This is a genomic window from Micromonospora sp. NPDC002411 (genome assembly GCF_053592955.1).
This window is the reverse complement of sequence record NZ_JBSFBM010000001.1, coordinates 45,991-65,431: the sequence shown is the minus strand read 5'-3', so window position 1 is coordinate 65,431 and position 19,441 is coordinate 45,991. Positions and strand designations below refer to the sequence as shown.

The 19,441-nt window shown below is 71.9% G+C and carries 19 protein-coding genes; 11 read left to right on the top strand and 8 right to left on the bottom strand.

Annotation, left to right across the window (positions count from 1 at the left end; all coding sequences use genetic code 11):
* Nucleotides 1-80: 80 nt before the first annotated feature.
* Both ACWCO3_RS00330 and ACWCO3_RS00325 read left to right on the top strand, forming a co-directional pair.
* Entirely contained in the window at nucleotides 81-959 is an 879-nt protein-coding gene (locus ACWCO3_RS00330) for a L,D-transpeptidase family protein (protein ID WP_450007676.1), read from the top strand.
* A 97-nt stretch (nucleotides 960-1,056) separates the two neighbouring features.
* A complete protein-coding gene (locus ACWCO3_RS00325) occupies nucleotides 1,057-1,293 on the top strand; it encodes a hypothetical protein (protein WP_145786012.1) in 237 nt (78 codons plus the stop codon).
* A gap of 45 nt (nucleotides 1,294-1,338) precedes the next feature.
* On the opposite strand, the gene ACWCO3_RS00320 is transcribed toward ACWCO3_RS00325, so the two are convergent.
* Nucleotides 1,339-3,825 carry a helicase-associated domain-containing protein gene (locus ACWCO3_RS00320; protein WP_357937630.1) on the bottom strand — a complete coding sequence of 829 codons (2,487 nt, stop codon included), beginning with the start codon at nucleotides 3,823-3,825 and terminating at the stop codon, nucleotides 1,339-1,341.
* Between the two features lie 84 nt (nucleotides 3,826-3,909).
* On the opposite strand from ACWCO3_RS00320, the gene ACWCO3_RS00315 reads away from it, so the two are divergent.
* On the top strand, nucleotides 3,910-4,533 hold the full coding sequence (locus ACWCO3_RS00315; protein WP_450007673.1) for an HAD family hydrolase: 624 nt from the start codon (nucleotides 3,910-3,912) through the stop codon (nucleotides 4,531-4,533).
* Nucleotides 4,534-4,560: 27 nt separating this feature from the next.
* A complete protein-coding gene (locus tag ACWCO3_RS00310; protein ID WP_088986676.1) occupies nucleotides 4,561-4,947 on the top strand; it encodes a cold-shock protein in 387 nt (128 codons plus the stop codon).
* Here ACWCO3_RS00310 and ACWCO3_RS00305 read toward each other — a convergent pair.
* The gene (locus ACWCO3_RS00305) at nucleotides 4,908-5,738 is read right to left on the bottom strand and encodes a 1,4-dihydroxy-6-naphthoate synthase (protein ID WP_145786015.1); all 831 of its coding nucleotides are present in this window, start codon (nucleotides 5,736-5,738) and stop codon (nucleotides 4,908-4,910) included. The two genes, ACWCO3_RS00310 and ACWCO3_RS00305, sit on opposite strands and share 40 nt — an antisense overlap.
* A 545-nt stretch (nucleotides 5,739-6,283) precedes the next feature.
* On the opposite strand from ACWCO3_RS00305, the gene ACWCO3_RS00300 reads away from it, so the two are divergent.
* A complete protein-coding gene (locus tag ACWCO3_RS00300) occupies nucleotides 6,284-7,147 on the top strand; it encodes a helix-turn-helix domain-containing protein (RefSeq protein ID WP_450007670.1) in 864 nt (287 codons plus the stop codon).
* A gap of 13 nt (nucleotides 7,148-7,160) precedes the next feature.
* Here the strand turns inward: ACWCO3_RS00300 and ACWCO3_RS00295 are convergent, their stop codons facing one another.
* Both ACWCO3_RS00295 and ACWCO3_RS00290 read right to left on the bottom strand, forming a co-directional pair.
* The gene (locus tag ACWCO3_RS00295) at nucleotides 7,161-7,811 is read right to left on the bottom strand and encodes a futalosine hydrolase (RefSeq protein ID WP_450007668.1); all 651 of its coding nucleotides are present in this window, start codon (nucleotides 7,809-7,811) and stop codon (nucleotides 7,161-7,163) included.
* Entirely contained in the window at nucleotides 7,808-9,409 is a 1,602-nt protein-coding gene (locus tag ACWCO3_RS00290; protein ID WP_450007666.1) for an MFS transporter, read from the bottom strand. Before ACWCO3_RS00290 ends, ACWCO3_RS00295 begins: the two co-directional genes overlap by 4 nt.
* Here ACWCO3_RS00290 and ACWCO3_RS00285 point away from each other — a divergent pair.
* On the top strand, nucleotides 9,408-10,337 hold the full coding sequence (locus ACWCO3_RS00285) for a DUF3027 domain-containing protein (RefSeq protein ID WP_208745223.1): 930 nt from the start codon (nucleotides 9,408-9,410) through the stop codon (nucleotides 10,335-10,337). The two genes, ACWCO3_RS00290 and ACWCO3_RS00285, sit on opposite strands and share 2 nt — an antisense overlap.
* A 19-nt stretch (nucleotides 10,338-10,356) precedes the next feature.
* Here the strand turns inward: ACWCO3_RS00285 and ACWCO3_RS00280 are convergent, their stop codons facing one another.
* Nucleotides 10,357-10,602: a DUF2530 domain-containing protein gene (locus tag ACWCO3_RS00280; protein ID WP_347662626.1), complete on the bottom strand. Its 246-nt coding sequence runs from the start codon at nucleotides 10,600-10,602 to the stop codon at nucleotides 10,357-10,359.
* Nucleotides 10,603-10,690: 88 nt separating this feature from the next.
* On the opposite strand from ACWCO3_RS00280, the gene ACWCO3_RS00275 reads away from it, so the two are divergent.
* The 5 genes from ACWCO3_RS00275 (at nucleotide 10,691) to thpR (ending at nucleotide 15,286) form a co-directional block, all read left to right on the top strand.
* A complete protein-coding gene (locus ACWCO3_RS00275; protein ID WP_145786021.1) occupies nucleotides 10,691-12,169 on the top strand; it encodes an NCS2 family permease in 1,479 nt (492 codons plus the stop codon).
* 115 nt (nucleotides 12,170-12,284) lie between these two features.
* The gene (locus ACWCO3_RS00270; protein WP_197699303.1) at nucleotides 12,285-12,734 is read left to right on the top strand and encodes a MarR family winged helix-turn-helix transcriptional regulator; all 450 of its coding nucleotides are present in this window, start codon (nucleotides 12,285-12,287) and stop codon (nucleotides 12,732-12,734) included.
* 72 nt (nucleotides 12,735-12,806) lie between these two features.
* Complete coding sequence (locus tag ACWCO3_RS00265; protein ID WP_145786022.1) at nucleotides 12,807-14,090, top strand: MFS transporter; 1,284 nt, start codon at nucleotides 12,807-12,809, stop codon at nucleotides 14,088-14,090.
* A gap of 102 nt (nucleotides 14,091-14,192) precedes the next feature.
* The gene (locus ACWCO3_RS00260; protein ID WP_358162137.1) at nucleotides 14,193-14,702 is read left to right on the top strand and encodes a hypothetical protein; all 510 of its coding nucleotides are present in this window, start codon (nucleotides 14,193-14,195) and stop codon (nucleotides 14,700-14,702) included.
* A gap of 2 nt (nucleotides 14,703-14,704) precedes the next feature.
* Nucleotides 14,705-15,286 (top strand): RNA 2',3'-cyclic phosphodiesterase, encoded by a 582-nt coding sequence (gene thpR / locus ACWCO3_RS00255; RefSeq protein ID WP_450007661.1) that lies wholly within the window; start codon nucleotides 14,705-14,707, stop codon nucleotides 15,284-15,286.
* Between the two features lie 179 nt (nucleotides 15,287-15,465).
* On the opposite strand, the gene sepH is transcribed toward thpR, so the two are convergent.
* The 3 genes from sepH to ACWCO3_RS00240 form a co-directional block, all read right to left on the bottom strand.
* A complete protein-coding gene (sepH, locus tag ACWCO3_RS00250) occupies nucleotides 15,466-16,548 on the bottom strand; it encodes a septation protein SepH (protein WP_145786025.1) in 1,083 nt (360 codons plus the stop codon).
* 185 nt (nucleotides 16,549-16,733) lie between these two features.
* Complete coding sequence (gene serC / locus ACWCO3_RS00245; protein ID WP_145786026.1) at nucleotides 16,734-17,861, bottom strand: phosphoserine transaminase; 1,128 nt, start codon at nucleotides 17,859-17,861, stop codon at nucleotides 16,734-16,736.
* A 202-nt stretch (nucleotides 17,862-18,063) separates the two neighbouring features.
* Entirely contained in the window at nucleotides 18,064-19,170 is a 1,107-nt protein-coding gene (locus ACWCO3_RS00240) for a citrate synthase 2 (protein WP_145786027.1), read from the bottom strand.
* Between the last annotated feature and the right edge of the window lie 271 nt (nucleotides 19,171-19,441).

Sequence of the window (19,441 nt, the reverse complement as noted above, 5' to 3'; positions counted from 1 at the left end):
CAAAGAAAGTTGCTCACCAGGTGCAACCGTGACGGCACTCACGAACGTCTAGCAAAGGGGCGAATCTCTGGGGAGGTGCCATGAAGCGTGTCTGCAACACTTCCCGGCTGGTTGCCCTGCTGGTGGTCGTGCTGGTCGGTTCCGGTGCGTGCACGTTCGATCCGCAGGCCGGTGGGAGTGGTGGCGGGGGAGCCGCCCCAGCCGGTGCGGCGGAAAAGGCAACGGGGGCGAGCGGCGCGCCCGGGCCGGACCAGCGCGACCGGCCCACGCCGGTCGCACCCACCTCCGCCACACCCAAGCCCAAGCCGAAACCCACCCGCACCGTCACACCCAAACCAACCCCCAGCACGGGTACGCCGACAGTCGCCGGCTGCCCGCAGGGCCAGCACCAGCGCCAGGTGGAGACCTACCTGGCCCAGGTGGGCGGGTTCGGGACGGTCACCGTGGACGGCCGGCAGTCCGCCGCGGACTGCGCCGCGATCAAGAAGTTCCAGAAGAGGTACGGCATTCGCCCCGTCGAGGGTCGCGCCGGACCGACCACCCTCGACGTGGCCCAGCGCCTCGCCACCACCGATCCGAGCCGGTGCAAGGCCGGCACCGGCACCACGTTCTGCGTCGACCTGACCCGGCAGACCGTCTGGGCGGTCCGAGGCGGCAAGGTGATCATGGAGCCGACGGTGACCCGCACCGGCATGTCCGGCTACCGCACCCCGTCCGGCACGTTCACCGTCAACTTCCGCAATCCCAAGGAGTGGTCCGACCCGTACGAGGTGTGGCTGCCGTACTGGCAGCACTTCACCCAGGGGATGGGCTTCCACGAGACCACCACCTACCTGCACGACAAGTCCATCGGCTCGCACGGCTGCGTCAACCTTCTGCACGTCGACGCGGTCCGGATGTGGGAACTGGGAAAGGTCGGCACCCGGGTGGTACTGATCGGCCGCCGTCCCGGCACCTGACCGACACGGCCGCGAATCGGGGGTTTAACCCCTGTCCGACCGGTCCAACGAGTGTCACCCTGGGAGTCCAGGGCCGGACCGGGCGGGGAGGCTGGGTATGACGGTCGACCGTGACGTGATCGCGGAACATGAGCAGGCACCACCCGACGAGGTGTCCCGAGCGACGGTGATCGCGTACGCCGTCGCGGCGGCACTCCTCCTCGGGTGGTTCCTCTTCGGATGGCTGGTGCTGCGGCAGGGCTTCGTCGACTCGGTCGGGGAGTCCGCCGGCGCCGGCTTCGCGCTACTTCTGATCATCTCGGTGGTCGGCACCGTCCGCCGCAGCCGCCGCTGACCGACAGCGCCCCGGTGGCGCTGCCGGTCAGCCGACCCGAACCGGTCAGTCCGCCAGCACCGCCGCGGTGATCCGGTGCAGCGCGAACGTGTGCAGCATCTCGGTCCGTTCGTCCTCGGCGCGCAGGTAGCCAGCGCCGATCGAGACCGGCTTGACCAGGCGGGACGCGGTCGCCCCGTGAGCGTCGACGTAACCGACCCAGACCAGCGCCTTGTCCCGCACCGCCTGCTGAAGCACCGCCAGTGCCTCGCTGTGCGTGTGTGCCGGCACCGGGCCGCCACCCAGCCCCGCCGCACCGCCACGCACCACCGCCGGCGCCCGTCGGGCCGCCCGCGCCGCCGCCTCACCCCTGCGGATGTGCTCCACCACACCGAGCAGCCGTGGCATGGGCAGCTTCGGGGTGGACAACGGGTCGAGCGTCCGGGTGGTCACCGACACCCGCGCCGGGGCCCGGCGGATCCGCGGCCTTGCCAGCACCGTGCTGCCGGTGCCGTCCTCCTGCACCGGGGCGTACCCGGCGTCGCGCAGCGCACCCAGCAACCGGCCCACCTGGTACTGCGTGCACAGCACCGTCGGGGCGAGCCGACGCAGCGCCAACGACTCCAGCCGACGGTCCGCCAGCACCTCGCTGAGCAGGGTCTCGTCATCGCTGCGCAGGTACGCCCCGGCCAGACCGACCCGCAGCCCGCCGTGCTTACGGGCCACGTCGTCCACCAGGTAGGTGAGGCCCTGGGGCACCGGGGTACGCGACCGCCGCCGGAACACGTCGTGCAGGTCGTCGGCCGTGTAGCCGGAATCCAGCGCCCGTCGCACGCTCGACGTGGTGACCCGGTGCACGCTGGCCCCACCGGCCGACTCGAGTTCGGTCATCGCCTCCAACTCGACGGCGAGCGCCGGTTCGGGCGGGCCGGGCACCACCACTGTCAGGTCGGCCTGCACCAGGAAGTGGTCGACCGGTGCGGGCAGCAGCGCGTCCAACGCCCTGGCGGCACTCGACGGGTCGCCGCTCTCGACGTCCGCGTGCACGCCCAGCGGATCCTCGCCGCCCCGCTCGTCGGTCGAGCTCAGGTCACCCAGCAGCAGCCGACCGTAGGACGTGAGCGCACCCAGACCTGTGACACCCAACTGCGCGGCCTCGGCCAGCACCTCCCGGTGCGCGGTGTCCCGGCCCCGGCTGCGTCGTGGCGCCCGCCAGTCGAGCAGGTCCTGCACCTCGTCGGGGGTGGGCGCGGTAGCCGGCTCCAGGTCGGCGAGCACGCCGAGCACGGCCCGCCGGGTGCCGGGGACACTCGCCCGTTCGGCCTCGGAGGAGAGCGCGGCGATCGGCCGGTCCCGGTCGTCCCGGCGGCCGACCAGCCCCACCTGCCGGGTCATGGTCAGCCAGGCCCGGGCCAACTGCTCCCAGCGTTGGGCCAGCGAGGCGGCCCGCCACACCTCGTACCCGCCGGTCGGCAGCACCTGCTGATCGGCCCCGTACCGGCCGGAGGCCGCGCCCGGCATCTCCAACTCGCCGAGGAGCCCCGCCGCGTACGCCACCTCCAGCAGCAGCGCGGTCGTCGGTTCGTCCAACCCGGCGGTACGCGCCAGCCGCCGCAGGTCCCGTACGCCGATGCCGCCCGAGCGCAGCACCGGCGCGGGTTCGTCGGCCAGCTGCTCCAGCAGCCCTTCGGTGTTCCGGACCACCTCCATCGTCTGCCCGGCGCCGGCCGAGTCGACGGCCTTCGGTTCGCGCGGCGCACCGGCAACCGGCGGTGGGCTGGTGCGCAGCGGGCCGAGCGGGCCGCTGTCGCGGCGCAGCAGCAACCCGACCTCGCGGGGCAGCTCCACAGTGCCGCTGGCCGTCGACGAGCCGGTCGTCACGGGGACCAGCAGCCGGTTGTCGACGAGCCAACGCACCGGGGAGCCGGCCGGGGCACCACCGTTGGTCGGGTCGGAGAGCACCGGGTCCTCCGCACCGAGCGGTGGCGCCTGCAACGCGCCCGGAGGCACACTGCCCACCGGCGGGCCGGCAGCCAGGCGGTCCAGGATCGCCCGAGCCGACGGCGGGGCGGCGAGCAGCGTCCGGCGCAGTTTCGCCGGGTCCGCGCAGAGCACGGCCGTGCGCGGGTCCAGCTCCGCCGCCGGCCGGCCGAGCCCAGCGGGGTACGGGGCGACTTCGTCGACGGCGGGCACCACCTCCAGCGCGTGCTCCGGGCCGTACAGCAGAAAGAGCGCGCGCAGCCGACCCACGGCGGCCCGGACGGCCGTCGGAGCCGGCGGGTGCGGCCCGGAGGTCGCCATGGCCAGGACGGCGTCGGTGGCCGTGGTGCCGTCGTCCGGGTTCCGGGTGAGGCGGGCGGCGTCGAGGATCTGGAGGGTGAACTGGTCCAGCCCGTCCAGCGCACGCGCCACCGAGACCCGGGACTGGGCCCGGATGGCCAGGGCGGAGACGTCGGCTGGCACGGGCACGACGAGATCGGGCCGCAGCTGGAGGAGCGCGGCCAGTGACTCGTCGGGCAGCGACCGCAGGTGGTCGGCGAGTGAGGTGGTCATCGTCTTTCCACGCTAGCCCGGCAGCGGGCCTCCGCGCCCCTCGGACGTTCGGCCGGACGGGAGTCGCCGGGTACGTTTTTCGGCATGCCCGCACTGACCGTCGGATTCGATCTCGACATGACCCTGGTCGACTCCCGCCCCGGGATCGCCGCGGCGTACCGCGCGCTGACCGCGAAGACCGGCGTGCCGATCGACGCCGAGCTGGCGGTGTCCCGCCTCGGGCCGCCGCTGCGTACCGAGATCGCGCACTGGTTCCCATCGGAGCAGGTCGAATCGGCCGTGCTCGTGTACCGCGAGCTGTACCCGGCGTACGCGATCACCCCGACGCTCCTGCTGCCCGGCGCGCGGGAGTCCATCGAGGTGATCCGTGCGCGGGGTGGGCGGGTGCTGGTCGTCACGTCCAAGATCGGCCGGCTGGCCCGGTTGCACCTGGACCACCTCGGTCTCGAGGTCGACGAGTTGGCCGGCGACCTGTTCGCCGAGCAGAAGGCGACCGCCCTACGCGAGCACGGCGCCACCCACTACGTCGGCGACCATGTCGCGGACATGGTGGCGGCGGCAGCGGCCGGGGTGCCCGGGATCGGGGTCGCGACCGGCCCGTGCTCGCGGGATGAGCTGCGCTCGGCCGGGGCGGAAGTGGTGCTGGATCGGCTCACCGAATTCCCAGCGGCACTCGACGGCATGATCCAGCTAGCCTTGGAGCAGTAGCGGCTCAAGTGAAGCAGGGGTTTTCAGGTGCCTACGGGTCGAGTGAAGTGGTACGACACGGCCAAGGGATACGGCTTCGTCACGAGTGACGAGGGCGGGGACGTGTTCCTGCCCAAGGGGGCGTTGCCGGCGGGTGTCACCGACCTCAAGGGTGGCCAACGGGTCGACTTCAGCGTGGTGGACAGCCGTCGGGGCGCGCAGGCCATGGGAGTCAAGCTGCTGGACGCGCCGCCGTCGATGGCGGAGTTGCGCCGTCGACCGGCTGAGGAGCTGCACGGCCTGGTCGAAGACATGATCAAGGTGCTGGAGGCCAAGGTCCAGCCCGACCTGCGCCGGGGTCGGTACCCGGACAAGAAGACCGCGCAGAAGATCGCTCAGCTGGTCCACGCGGTGGCGCGCGAGCTGGAGGTCTGAGGCACCAGGCCGGCGGTGGCGGCGCGGTCGAGCAGTGCCGCCACCGCGGCGAAACCGGCCTCACCCAGGTCCGCGGTGAACTCGTTGACGTAGAGGCCGATGTGCCGGTCCACGACGTCGAGTTCCATCTCCTGGGCGTGCGCCAACACGTACTCCCGGCTGGCGGCCGGGTCGGCCCACGCCTGCCGGACGGACTCGCGGACCCAGCCGGCTGCGGCCTCCGGGTCGACGGCGCCGCGTCGGGCCAGGATCGCACCGAGTGGAATGGGCAGGCCGGTGTCGGCCTCCCACCACTCGCCGAGGTCGACGAGCGCGCTCAGGCCGTGTCGGTGGTAGGTGAACCGGGCCTCGTGGATGACCAGCCCAGCGTCGTAACGCCCAGCCGCGACGCCCGGCATGATCTCGTGGAACGGGACCACCTCGATCCGGGCTGGCGGCTGCCCGGCCGACCAGAGCCGGAACAGCAGGTACGCGGTGGTCCGGTCGCCCGGCACCGCCACCGTGGCGCCGGACAGGTCGGTGCGGTCGCCCCTGGTCAGCACCAGCGGGCCGCAGCCACGACCGAGCGCGCCACCGCAGGGCAGCAGGTGGTAGTCGTCGAGCAGCCAGGGCAGCGCCGCGAAACTGACCTTGACCAGGTCGAAGGCGCCCCGCTCGGCCGCCGTGTTGGTGACGTCCACGTCCGCGTAGGTCACCTCGACCGGCGGTGCGCCGGGGACCTGCCCGTGCACCAGCGCGTGGAAGACGAACGTGTCGTTGGGGCAGGGCGAGATCGCCAGGGAGAGCGCCACGCCCCTCACGTTAGCCCTGCCCCCGCCCTGAGGCCCGTGCCCACCCCGCCCACTGTGATCCGTGACAGCTCGGAGGCCTGGCCTGGCCGGGCGGGTCGGGTCGGGCCGGCGGGTCGGATCGGAGGCGAAGGCGGTCGACGACGCCAGCGGGGCGCGTGCCTCAGGCGTCCTTTGGAGCTGATGTCGTAAACGAATCGCATCGGGCGGGGCTGTTCCGGAGAATGCCGCGCCGGTCGAGCCTCGCCCGCGCCGCGCCGCGCCGGGCCGCGCCGGACCTCGCCGCGCCGGACCTCGCCGTGCCGGACCGCGCCGGGTCGGGCCTCGTCCGTGTCGTGGCGGGCGGTGCCGCTGACCGCGCCCAGGCTGGGCGGTCTTGGGGCAGCACGGTCCTGGAGATGAGGGTCGGCGCGGTGATGCCGCAAACGATTCAGCTCCAAAGGGGCGTTGGGAGGTGCCATCCACCGGCCCGAGAGCTTTTCCACAGGGTTATCCACAGCCCTGACATGGCTGTTGATAGAGCCTCGATCAGCCGGGAGCATCGACCTGTGACAGAGGCGACCGACTGCCCAGATGGAACCGGTGAGGCTGACCTCGGCCGAGCTCTCCGAGCTCTGCGCCGTCGCGCTGATCTCAGTCAACGGGAGTTGGCTGAGAGGTCCGGGGTGCCGCAGCCGACGCTGGCCCGGATCGAGTCGGGGCGCGCTGCCGATCCCCGCTTCCGGACGGTGGAGCGTCTGGTCACGGCAGCGGGTGGGGAGGTGGCCGTCGGCGTGCCGACGGCCCTTGCCGTCACCGAGCCGACGCCGGTCCCGCACGACGAGATGCGGGACGGGGCCGGGCGGCGGTACCCGGCTCACCTGGACGTCTGGCCGGTGTACGAGCCTCGGGACTGGCCGGGTGCCTGGTGGGCGGAGTGGTACAGGCTGCCGCCCGAGCGATATCCACTTCCGCTGCCACCGGCCGCGTACGAGCTGAACCGGCGTTACCGCGACAACCGGCGGTGGGGCGATGAGGTTCGTCGGACGGCCCAGGTCCGCCGGCTCGTCGGCGATCTGCCGGCCACCTGCTGGCGGTACATCGCCGAGTTGCCCGACGGGCAGTCGGTCGGGGAACTGCGGGCACATGAGCGGAGTCCCCACCTTGAGCACGGGGAATGGCACCCTGGCGAGGCGGAGCGCGAGATGGTGCTCGACGGCGTGCTCGTCGACCCTCGGTACCGGCGGCTGGGGCTCGGGCGTCGGCTGGTCACGGCCCTGCTCGCCGGCATGCGTGAGGCGGGTGTCGAGGACGTGGCCGCGCTTGCCGAGGGTGCAGGCATCGACCTGCTATTGGCGTGCGGCTTCGAGATCGAGGCCCGCCGGCCCGCCGCGCTGCGCTTGGGCCGTCCGGGGCGGCAGAGCTACAAGTGAGTCGGCGGCTGGCTCAGCGCAGCGCTGGCGCTGCCGTGGTCAGTGCGGCGAGGGCTTCGCGCAGCCGCCAGGCGTCTCGGTCGCGCGGGCCGATCGGGTTGGAGATGGTGCGCAACTCGGCGAAGGGCACCCCGGCCTGGGCGGCGGCGACCGCCACCCCGTACCCCTCCATGGCCTCGGCGACCGCCTGCGGATGCCTTCGGCGTAGCTCCCGGGTGCTGGCTTCGGTGCCGGTGACGGTGCTGACGGTGAGCACCGGCCCGGTCGTGGCCGCCGGGAGTGCGGCCCGCAGTGCCGCCAGCAGGCTCGGATCGGCCGGCACCACGCCGCCGACGCCCAGCATCGCCGGCGGCATGCCCAGCTCGTCGACGGGGATGAACCCGTCCGGCGACTCGGCGCCCAGATCGGCGGCGATGCTGGCGGTGCCGAGCACTGTGTCGCCGACCTGGGCCCGCCCGGTGAAGCCGCCGGCGACGCCGGCGCTGATCACCGCACGGTACGGGCGGCCGGCGGCCTCGGCCAGCGCCAGCAGCCGGGCGGTGGCGGCACCGGCGACGGCCGGGCCCACGCCGACCGGCGTGACGGTCACGGTGTGGTCGGTCAGGCCGACGCGGACCGCCTCCGCCTCGGCGGGCACCGCCGTCACCACCAGCAGACCGGTCATGAGACCGAGCCGGGGGATTCGCGGCGGGTGTCGTCGTCCGCCCCGCCACCCGGGCCGCCGACCGCCGAGGACGGACGGTAGATGTGGTAGCCGGGAGGAGCCAGGCTCGGGTCGTCGTACCGTGGCGAGCTGGCCTGGGTCGGGGCCGGCGAGGTGGGCGCGACATCCGCGGGCTCGTCGGCCGGCTCGTCCTCGGTCAGCTCGTCGTCACCGAGCGGCCGGCCGGCCAGCTTCTCGCCTCGCAGGCGGGCGGCGACCAGCACACCCCGGATCGCGGCCAGGACGCCGACCCCGGCGGCCACCGCGATGCCCATCCGACCGTTGAACGGGACCAGCCCCAGCCCTCCGCCGGCGACGAAGGCGAGCATCAGCACCGTCTCCGAATGGGCGAAGGAACTCGCCCGCAGCCGCTCCGGGATGCGCTCCTGGATCGAGGCGTCCACGGCCAGCTTCGATATCCCGCTGACCAGGGCCGCGACCAGGCAGAGCAGGGCGACCATCACCAGCGAGAACTGGATGACGGCGAGCACCGCCACACCAGCCACGATGATCATGCTGCTGGACTGGATGGCGGCCGGCCGGTGGATGCGCAGACGGGTGCCGATGGCGGTGGCCAGGAACGTGCCGACCGCGAGCGCGCCGCCGACCGCCCCCAATGCCCACTCGGCGCCCAGATCCCGGCCGAACACCACTGTGGTCAGGTCGCCCTTCTTGATCGCGAAGGCGAGGAAGAGCAGGAGGAAGCCGTACACCGCGCGGAGCGTCGCGGAGCCGATCAGCGTGGCGATCACCAGGCGGCCGGCCGGGCGACCTCGGCCCAGGGGTCGGTCGCCACGGTGTCTGCCCAGCGCGCGGAGTGGCCGGGGGACCCGCTCCGGTGGCTCCGAGTCGGCCTTCGGCGGCAGGCGCAGGGAGATCACCATGCCGACCAGGAAGATCACCGACGCGACGCGCAGCGGCCACTGCGGCCCGAACCAGAACGCGGCCAGCCCGATCGGAGCGACAAGCGCGCCCGCGACCGTGCCGTAGACACTGGCCCGGGCTCCCACCTGGGACAGGCCGAGGCCCTCCGGCAGCAACCGGGGCACGGCCGCGGACCTGGCCACGCCGTACGCCCGGGACAGCGCGAGCACCCCGAACGCGGCCGGATAGAGCCCGAATCCATGGATGTAGTCGGAGATCAACCAGGCCAGGAACGCGCGGCCCAGCATCGTCGCGGCCAGCGCGTACCGCCGGCCGTGCCGGAAGTGGTCCAGCAGCGGGCCCACCACGGGGGCGAGCATGGCGAACGGCACCATGGTCACCAGCAGGTAGAGCGCGACCTTGCTGCGGGCCTCGCCCAGCGGCACGTTGAAGAAGATCGTCCCGGCCAGGCCGATGGCGATCAGGGTGTCACCGGCGCAGGAGAGCGCGTGCAGGTCGAACAGGCGCACCATGCCGACCTCGCCGCCGGCGCCCCGGGCCCGGGCCCGACCGGCGCGGCGGGTCACCCAGCGGCCGCTGCCCACCGAACCGCGGAACAGTAGACGAACGGCGCGAATGCCGGTGCCGACCGTCCGCCCGAGGAGGGATCGCTCGGAGCGGGAGTACGACGGCATGTGCACCATCCTCGCCCATCTGATCCAGGTACGCCGCACCACTGCGGGGAAAGGTTCCCCGGGAGTCCCTGTCACCCCTGCGGGGCGCATGGGGAACAATGGTGAGGTGACCAGGCCCGCCTCCACCCGTGCCGCCCGTCTCGACCAGGTCTGCGCCGCCGCCGTCGAGGTGGCTCGTGCTGGCATCACCGAGGTCGACGCCGACGATGTTGGCGACCACCTGCAGGTTGTTGCCGAAGGTGAACGGCTGGTCACCCATTACTTCGAATGCCGCCTCGCTGGCTACCGGGGTTGGCGGTGGGCGGTCACCGTCACCCGCGTGTCGCGCAGCAAGACGGTGACCATCTGCGAGACGGTGCTGCTGCCCGGGCCCGACGCACTGCTCGCGCCCGGCTGGCTGCCCTGGCAGGAGCGTCTCAAGCCGGGCGACCTGGGTCCGGGCGATCTGCTGCCGACTTCGCCGGACGACGACCGGTTGGTCCCCGGTTACCTGCTCTCCGACGATCCGGCGGTCGAGGAGACCGCGTGGGAGTTGGGCCTCGGGCGGGCGCGGGTGTTCTCCCGCGAGGGCCGCATCGAGGCAGCGCAGCGCTGGTACGACGGCGACCACGGCCCCGACGCTCCGATCTCCACGGCCGCGCCGGCCGCTGCCCGTTGCGGCAGCTGCGGTTTCTACCTGCCGCTGGCCGGTGCGATGCGGCAGGCCTTCGGTGCGTGCGGCAACTTCTTCGCCCCGGACGACGGCCGGGTGGTGAGCGCCGACCACGGTTGCGGCGCGCACTCCGAGACGCTCATCGAGGCGGCCGAGACCGCCGTCGAAGAACTACCCACGGTGTACGACGACAGCGCGGTGGAGGCCATGTCGGTCAGCCGTGCCCCGGGCTCGGTGGAGAACGCCGAGCCGGCGGAGCCGTACGGGCACCCCTGACCGTTCGCGGCGGCCGGGCTCAGCTCGCGCGGCGTCGGCGTCGGTTGGCGTCGTGCCGCATCATGACGGCGAGCCCCGGGAAGCCCCACAGGAAACCGGCGAGGCAGGTCCAGAGCCAGTTCTGGTGACCGTGGTCGGTCAGCCAACCCCGGAAGAAGATCAGCAGGACCAGCCCGGCCACCGCCCACGCGATCAACCCGGCGAGGGCGAACGGCACCATCGGCGGGTCCAGCGGTGCGGGCCGCGGTGGCTGCTCGTTCGGCATTCGGCAAGCGTACGCGACTGACTTCCCCTGCCCGTCGCTGATCTGGGACGATGCGCGCGACAACCGGAAGATCACCTGCGAGGACCTGATGGCAGTAGCGCCGCCCGAGAACGGCACACCTCCCAACCCCGCTCAACCGCGTAACGGCTTCGACCGGTTCTTCGAGATTTCCGCCCGTGGCTCGACGATGAGCCGCGAGGTACGCGGTGGCCTGGCGACCTTCTTCACGATGGCGTACATCGTGGTGCTCAACCCGCTGATCCTGGGTGGTGCCGTCGACGGTGACGGCAAGACCCTCCCGATTCCCGCGCTGGCTGCCGCTACCGCGCTGGTCGCCGGCCTGATGACGATCCTGATGGGTGTCGTCGGCCGGTTCCCGTTGGCGCTCGCCGCTGGTCTGGGCGTGAACGCGCTGGTGGCGTACGAGATCGCCCCCGAGATGACCTGGGCCGACGCGATGGGCCTGGTGGTGATCGAGGGTGTGATCATCGCGGTGCTGGTGTTGACCGGTCTGCGGACCGCTGTGTTCCGCGCGGTGCCGACCCAGATGAAGACCGCGATCGGCGTCGGCATCGGTCTGTTCCTGACCATCATCGGCCTGGTGGACGCCGGGTTCGTCCGGCGGATCCCGGACGACGCCAACACCACCGTGCCGGTCGGTCTGGGCATCGGCGGCAAGCTGGTGAGCTGGCCGATGCTGGTCTTCGTGGTGGGTCTGCTGATCACCCTGGTGCTGGTGGTCCGTCGGGTGCGGGGCGCGATCCTGATCGGCATCCTCGCCTCGACGGTGCTGGCGGTGATCGTGGAGGCGATCGGCAACATCGGCCCGTCGTTCGTCAACGGTCAACCCAACCCGAAGGGTTGGTCGCTGAACGTGCCGGAGTTGCCGAAGACGGTGGTGGACCTGCCCGACCTGTCGCTGCTCGGCAAGTTCAACGTGCTCGACTCGTGGGGTCGGGCCGGCTGGGTGGTCGTGCTGATGTTCGTCTTCACGCTGCTGATCACGGACTTCTTCGACACCATGGGCACGATGGTGGCCGTCGGCCAGGAGGGTGGCCTGCTCGACGAGAAGGGCACCCCGCCGCGGGCCAAGGAGATCCTGCTCGTCGACTCGATCGCCGCGGCGGCCGGTGGTGCGGCCAGCACGTCCAGCAACACGTCGTACATCGAGAGTGCCGCCGGTGTCGCGGAGGGTGCCCGGACCGGTGTGGCGAACCTGGTCACCGGCGTGCTGTTCCTGCTGGCGATGTTCCTGGCGCCGCTGGTGGTGATCGTGCCGTTCGAGGCGGCATCGACGGCCCTGGTGGTGGTCGGTTTCCTGATGATGACCGCGGTGCGGACGATCGACTGGTCCGACTACGAGATCGCGATTCCGGCGTTCCTCACCATCGTGTTGATGCCGTTCACCTACTCGATCTCCAACGGGATCGGCGCCGGCCTGATCACCTTCGTGGTGGTCAAGTTGGCGAAGGGTAAGGCCCGCGAGATCCACCCGCTGCTGTACGGGGTGGCCGCGTTGTTCGTGCTGTACTTCCTGCGCGGGCCGATCGAGTCCCTGGTGCTCTGACGGTCGTCCGGGCGGGGAGTCGAACAGGATTCCTCGCCCGGAACTGCACCAATGTCCTCGTGAGCCTGGTCATATGAGATGTCGTTAGCCAGGCTCATTAGTTAAGCTAACTAACGTGATGGAGCGGACGGTGACGGCGGAACGCGTGCCACCGGCGCGACTGGCTCCCCAGTTGCGTGATGCGATCACCCGACTCAACCGGCGGGTCCGCCAGGCCCGACCGGTCGGCGACCTCACAGTCACCCAGGTCTCCGCGCTCACCAGCCTGCGGCTGGCGGGCGCGCTGACGCCCAGGGAACTGGCCGACGTCGAGCGGGTGCAGCCACCGACGATGACCAAGATCGTCGGGAAGTTGGAGGACCGCGGCCTCGTGCGGCGGACACCCCACCCGACCGACGGCCGGCAGGTCATCCTCGCGGCGACCGAAGGGGGGCAGGCCGTGCTCGACCAGTTCGAGCGGGCCCGCGACGAATGGCTGGCCCACCGGCTGGCCGCGCTCGACGAGGACGAACGGGAGACCCTGCAGAGGGCCGCCCAGATTCTCCAGCAGCTCGCTCGCGCCTGAGCCGCGCCCGCGCCACCGGGTCCGTGCCGTCACCTGTCGATGACGCGTACGTCCGGAGGAGGCGCACCAAGAGTGCAGGCCAAGCTGAGCACGATGTTCCAGTCCCTACAGGTCCGCAACTACCGCCTCTTCGCATCCGGGCAGCTGATCAAACTGATCGGCGTCTGGATGATGTTCATCGCCCAGGACTGGCTCGTCCTCGAGCTCTCCGACAACTCGGCGACCGCGCTCGGCGTGGTCACCGCGTGTCAGTTCACCCCGGTGCTGCTGCTCACCCTGCTCTCCGGCAGGCTCGCCGACCGGTACGACAAGCGTGTGCTGCTCTTCGCCGCCAACACCTTCTGGACCGTGCTGGCGCTCGGCATGTCCGTGCTGGTCCTCACCGACCTGGTGCAGCTCTGGCACGTCTTCGCCTTCGCCGCGCTGCTCGGCACTGCCAACGCCGTCGAGACCCCGGTCCGTCAGGCGTTCGTCTCCGAACTCGTCGGCACGTCTCTGCTGCCCAACGCGCTGTCGCTGAACGCCGCCGTGTTCAACTCCGCCCGGATCGTCGGCCCGGCCGTCGCCGGCCTGGCCATCGCCGCGTTCGACGTGGGGCCGGTGTTCCTGTTCACCGCCCTCAGCTCGATCGCGCCCCTGGTCAACGTGGTCCGCATGCGGACGGCCGACCTGCACCGCGACGCCCTGTTGCCGCGCGACGAGCGGGCGTCCGCACGGGTCGTCGACGGTCTGCGGTACGTGTGGCGGCGCCCCGACCTGCTGATGCCGATGGCGATGATGTCGGTGATCGGCATGTCGCTGTTCAACTTCCAGCTCACCCTGGCCGCGCTGGCCAAGACGGTGTTCCACACCGGCGCTGCCTCCTTCGGCCTGTTCAGCACCGCCCTGGCCGTCGGTGCCCTCGGCGGCGCGCTGAGCGGCACCGGCCGGCGTAGTCGCCCGTCGGTCTGGTTGGTGCTCGGTGCGGCGATCGCCTGCGCCAGCTTCGGCACCCTGGTCGGCCTCGCGTCGACGTACTGGCTGGTGGTGGCACTGCTGGTGCCGACCGGCTTCTGCATGGTCTTCTTCGCCCAGGCCGCCAACCAGCGCATCCAGATGGGCGTGGACGCGGCCTTCCGGGGCCGGGTGATGGCCCTGTGGGTGCTGGTGTTCCTGGGAACCAACCCGGTCGGCGCGCCGTTGATCGGCTGGGTCGCGGAGCACTTCGGCGCTGGCGCCAGTATCTGGATGGGCGGGCTGATCTCGCTGGCCACCGCCCTGATCGCGCTCACCTGGCAGCTGCGCCACTCCGGTGCCCGGCTGCGCTTCCGGGTGCTGCCGATGCCCCGCTTCTACGTCACGTCCACCGACTGCTGACCAGTGCGAAGCGCTTCCGCGCCATCCGCGCCGTCTTCGGCGGATGGCGCGGATGCGCGCAAACCGCTGGCGAGGGGGCACGATGGGGCTTAGCGTCGATGTGTGGGAGTCGAGCGCGCGCTGATGCTGGCCCTGGCGCTCCTCGCCGTGGCCAGTCTTCCGGCGGCATTTGCCCTGCTCTTCTGCTACGACGAGATCATCGACCGGATGGTCTGCGGCTGGTCCGAGTGGCGTGAGCGGCGGCGGGAGAAACGGACGATCGCGCGCCTCGACCGGGCCATCGAGGCGGACGCGTTGACCCGGGACATCGACCTCAGCGCCTTCGACAGCACCGACCGTCGTCCCCTGGAACAGCTCGCCGCCGACCTGCGGCGTCTGGGCGGCCAGCGGCTCGGTGGCCCCGGCCGACCGATGGTCTGGCACGGCGCGCTGCTTCAGGCGTACGACGATCGTCTTCGCCTCGCCTGCCGAGCCCTCGGCATCGCCGAGCACCTCGGCGAGTTGGACGGCGTCGACCAGGAGATCGAGCGGGTCCGGGTGGAGGGTGTGCTGCACGCCGCCGGGCTGAGCCTGCCGGCGGCGAGGGCCGGGCACTGGCAGCGGCACCGCTGAGCGTGCGGCTCTTCGTCGCGGTCTACCCCCGTCCCGAGTCGGTCGACCACCTGACCGCGCGGGTCATGCGCCTACAGGTCGCCGCTGCTGCCGCCGCCGGTATCAACGTCCGGCTCGCCGAACCGGCCCACCTCCATGTCACGCTGGCCTTCCTCGGTGACGTCGAGGCTGCCCGGCTGGTCGAGGTGGAGAGCGCGCTCGGGCTGGCCGCGGAGTCGTTCCGGGACGACCGCAACGCCGCGCCCCGGCTGAGTCTCGGCGGCGGTGGTCGGTTCGGCCAGGGTCGGTCCACTGTGCTCTGGGCGGGCCTCCGGGGCGAGGTCGAAGCCCTGCATGCGCTGGCCCGGCTGATCCGGTCCCGGCTGCGGCACGCCGGGCTGCCGTACGACGAGAAGTCGTTCCGCCCGCACCTGACCATCGCCCGGCCCGGTGATCGGATGGACCTGGCCGACATCGAGGCCGACCGGGCCGATCTCGACGACTACCAGGGCCCGGAATGGCCGGCAGCCGAGCTGCTGCTGATACGCAGCCACCTCGACTCGCGGCCATCACGCTACGAACGGCTCGCCGCCTGGCCGCTCTGACCGCCCCGAGGTCGTGATCCCCTCGGGTTCTCGGAAATCGAGGCCTCCTGCTCGCGTCGACAGCCCGGTCTCCGCGAAGCCGAGCCGATCACGGCCCCGCTGCCCCTCGCACTCTGACTCTGGGCCGTTCGACGTCTCACGTTGACGGGTGGTGAACCACCACCCGTCAACGCGAAGCGTCAGGAGGACTCGCGCGCCGCCGGGCCGCTGCCGAAGAGAACGTCGTCCCAGCTGGGCAACCGCTTACGCGGCTTGCCGTTCGCATCGGTGGACTCGCCGCCGCCGGCAGCCGCCGCGGCGCCCGTCCGGCGAGGCCGCAGCACCGCCAGCGACGGCACGGCCGGCACCTCCTTGGGTGCGTCCGAGTCGTCGTCGAAGGCCGACCCCTGGCCGCCGCCGAGCAGCGCGGCAGCGCCCCCGCCGACCGGCCGCTGCCGAGGCGCGTCCGACCCGGCGAGAGCAGCCGGAGTACGCGGCTCCAGACCACGGCCGGACGAGGCGCCGAGTGGACGGTCCAGTGAGGCGAGCAGCGCGTCGCGGCCTGCACGGATCGGATCCCGACCGGGACGCGGGTGCTCGGACGCTGCCGGCAACCCGTGCCCGCCACGGCTCGGCTCACCACGCGACGGACCGGGCAGGGCGTGCCCGCCCCGCTCCGGTGCGGGCTCCTGGCCGAGGATCGGCGTGGGCCGCTCGGCGCACAGGTATTGCGCCATGTCGTCGTGCGGGGCCACCGACTGCCGGGTCTTGTCCAGATCCCAGATGGCCTGGGCGGTGGCCTTGCCGGACGGCCAGGTGGCGATGATCCGCCAGGTGCCGTCGTCACGCCGGTACGCGTCCCAGGAGATCTTCTCGGTGTCGATGCCGTGCTGGCTCAACCGACCGTTGACCACCTCGGCGAGCGGGGTGGGCTTCTCCGCTCCCTTGAGGCGGGTGCGGCGGGCGTGCTGCGCGAGCATCGCCCGCTCCTGCAACACCGGACCGGCGTATCGCAGCACCCGGTCGACCGGCACGCCGGCGATCCGGGCCACATCCTCGGCGGATTCACCGGAGCGGATGCGGGCCTGGATGTCCCGAGGGGACAGTGAGGGAGTCGGGTCGGCCGCCGTCGGCGCCACCACGAGCGGCGGCGCGCCCGGCTCGGCGTGCAGCGCACCGGAGATCCGTTCGTCGATCGGCAGCGCGAGCAACCGCCCGACCTCGTCGGCGAGAACCAGGGCATGGCCGTCCTCGGAGAGGGCGACGAAGCGTACTGGGCGCATTGCGTTGCCTCCGTCCCGCTTCGCTGGCCGCACGCCACGAGTCGGCCACCCAGGCGTCTCCGACCACCGTACGCGCATCTGCCTCGGGGTGGGGGAAGCGACACCCCGCATGTCGTGACTGAGCTGCGGCGATGATCACGGTCGGTGTCCGTGGAGGCCCCGACGGACACCGACCGTGACGAAGCTCAGAGTCGCTCGACCACGTAGTCGATGGACGCGGTCAGCGCCTCGACATCGGCCGGCTCGACGGCCGGGAACAGCGCCACCCGGAGCTGGTTGCGCCCGAGCTTGCGGTACGGCTCGGTGTCCACGATGCCGTTGGCGCGCAGCGCCTTCGCGATGGCCGTGGCGTCCACCCCGTCGGCGAAGTCGATCGTGGCGACCACGTTGGAGCGCAGTGCCGGGTCGGTCACGAACGGGGTGGCCACCGTGGAACGTTCCGCCCAGCCGTACACCGTGGCGGCGCTCTCGGCGGTGCGCTTCGCCGCCCAGGAAAGGCCGCCCTGCGCGTTCATCCAGTCGGTCTGCTCGGCCGCCAGGAAGATGGTGGCCAGCGCCGGGGTGTTGTAGGTCTGCTCCAGCCGCGAGTTGTCGATCGCGGTGACCAGGTCGAGGAAGGCGGGGATGTAGCGCCCGGACGCCTTGATCTCGGCGGCCCGGTCCAGCGCGGCCGGCGACATCAGGGCCAACCAGAGGCCACCGTCGGAGCCGAAGCACTTCTGCGGGGCGAAGTAGTAGACGTCGGTCTCACCGACGTTGACCTCCAGGCCACCCGCGCCGGAGGTCGCGTCGACCAGCAGCAACGCGCCCTCGTCCGCGCCGGCCACCCGGCTGATCGGGACCGCCACACCGGTCGAGGTCTCATTCTGCGGCGTCGCGTACGCGTCCACGCCGGACTCGGCGACCAGTGTCGGCGCGCTGCCCGCGTCGGCCTTGCGGACGGTCGGCTCACCCAGGAACGGCGCGTCCTTCACCGACTTGGCGAACTTGGCGCCGAACTCGCCGAAGCTGGCGAACTGGGCCCGGTCGCGGATCAGGCCGAAGGTGGCGACCTCCCAGAACGCGGTGGTGCCACCGTTGCCGATGACGACCTCGTAGCCCTCGGGCAGCGAGAAGAACTCGGCGATGCCGGAGCGCAGCCGGGCGACCTGGTCACGGACCGTCTTCTGCCGGTGCGAGGTGCCCAGGTAACTGGTAGCGACCTCGGCCAGCGCGGACACCGCCGCGGGACGGACCTTGGACGGGCCGCAGCCGAAACGTCCGTCGGCGGGCTTGATGTCATCGGGAATCCGGATGGTCGGTGCGTCAGCCACGGTCTTCAAGATCCTTCCACAAGGGCGAGGGCGGGCCCGGCGACACTGCCGGCCCCCATCCTCGCACCCGGACCCATCGGTGGAAGCCGGGCCCCTGCGGGCAGGTCTGAGGCCTTCGCCACACCGGCGTGCCCGACCGGGGCACGACGCGCAGGGGCCCCGACCCGACGCCGAACGTCGGGCCGGGGCCCCGGTAAGCAGCTCAGACGCCGTGCGGGATCGCGCCCCAACCCTCGACGTCGGACGGCTTGCGGGTCTCCGGGCCGACGTAGCGGGCGGACGGGCGCACCAGCCGCTGGAGACGCTTCTGCTCCAGGATGTGCGCGCTCCAGCCGCCCATCCGTGCGCAGGTGAACATCGAGGTGAACATGTGCGCCGGCACCTCGGCGAAGTCCAGCACCACGGCCGACCAGAACTCGACGTTGGTGGCCAGCACCCGGTCCGGGCGGCGGGCCTGCAACTCGGCGAGGGCGGCCTTCTCCAGCGCCTCGGCGATCTCGAAGCGCGGCGCGCCCAACTCCTTGGCAGTGCGCCGGAGCACGCGGGCGCGCGGGTCCTCGGCCCGGTAGACGCGGTGGCCGAAGCCCATCAACCGCTCACCGCGATCGAGTACGCCCTTGACGTAGCCCTCCGCGTCGCCGCTGCGCTCCACCGCCTCCAGCATGCTGAGCACCCGGGACGGGGCGCCACCGTGCAGCGGACCGGAGAGGGCACCGATGCCGGAGGAGATGCAGGCAGCCGCGTCCGCACCGGTCGAGGCGACGATGCGAGCGGTGAAGGTGGACGCGTTCAGGCCGTGCTCGGCGGCCGAGATGAAGTACGCGTCGACGGCCTTCACGTGCCGCGGGTCGGGTTCGCCGCGCCAGCGCTTCATGAACCGCTCGACGATGGTCTGCGCCTTGTCGATCTCCTTCTGCGGCACCGCCGGCAGGCCGAGGCCCCGGGCGGACTGGGCGACGAAGGAGAGCGCGGTCACCGAGACCCGGGCCAGATCCTCGCGGGCCTGCTCGTCGGAGATGTCCAACAGTTGGTTGAGCCCCCAGTACGGGGCCAGCATGGCGACCGCGGACTGCACGTCGACGCGGATGTCACCGGAGTGCACCGGCACCGGGAACGGCTCCGCCGGCGGCAGGCCCGGCCCGAACCGGCCGTCGACCAGCAGCGCCCACACGTTGCCGAACGACACCTGGCCGATCAGATCCTCGATGTCGACCCCGCGATAGCGCAGCGCGCCACCCTCGCGGTCAGGTTCGGCGATCTCGGTCTCGAAGGCGACGACGCCCTCCAGCCCGGGTTTGAAATCGGCCATGTCGCTCTCCTGGATCTGGTCGGTGCGCCCGAACAGCTCATCCGGCCTGGTCGGCCGAGCGCCTTAGGCGACCCTCAGGGATGTGTTCGCAACATACTGCCTGCTGAGTAAGGGATACGCGACCCGCTGCGACTGTGCTGCACGCGACATCCTCGGGCGCGCAATCTCCGCTTCACTCGGTGAGACTGGGCAGTGCGGGCTGGCCAGCGCGGGAGGGCGCCGGCAAGCGTGCCGAGAAGGAGTGGGGACGTGACGGGTGACACACCCGCCC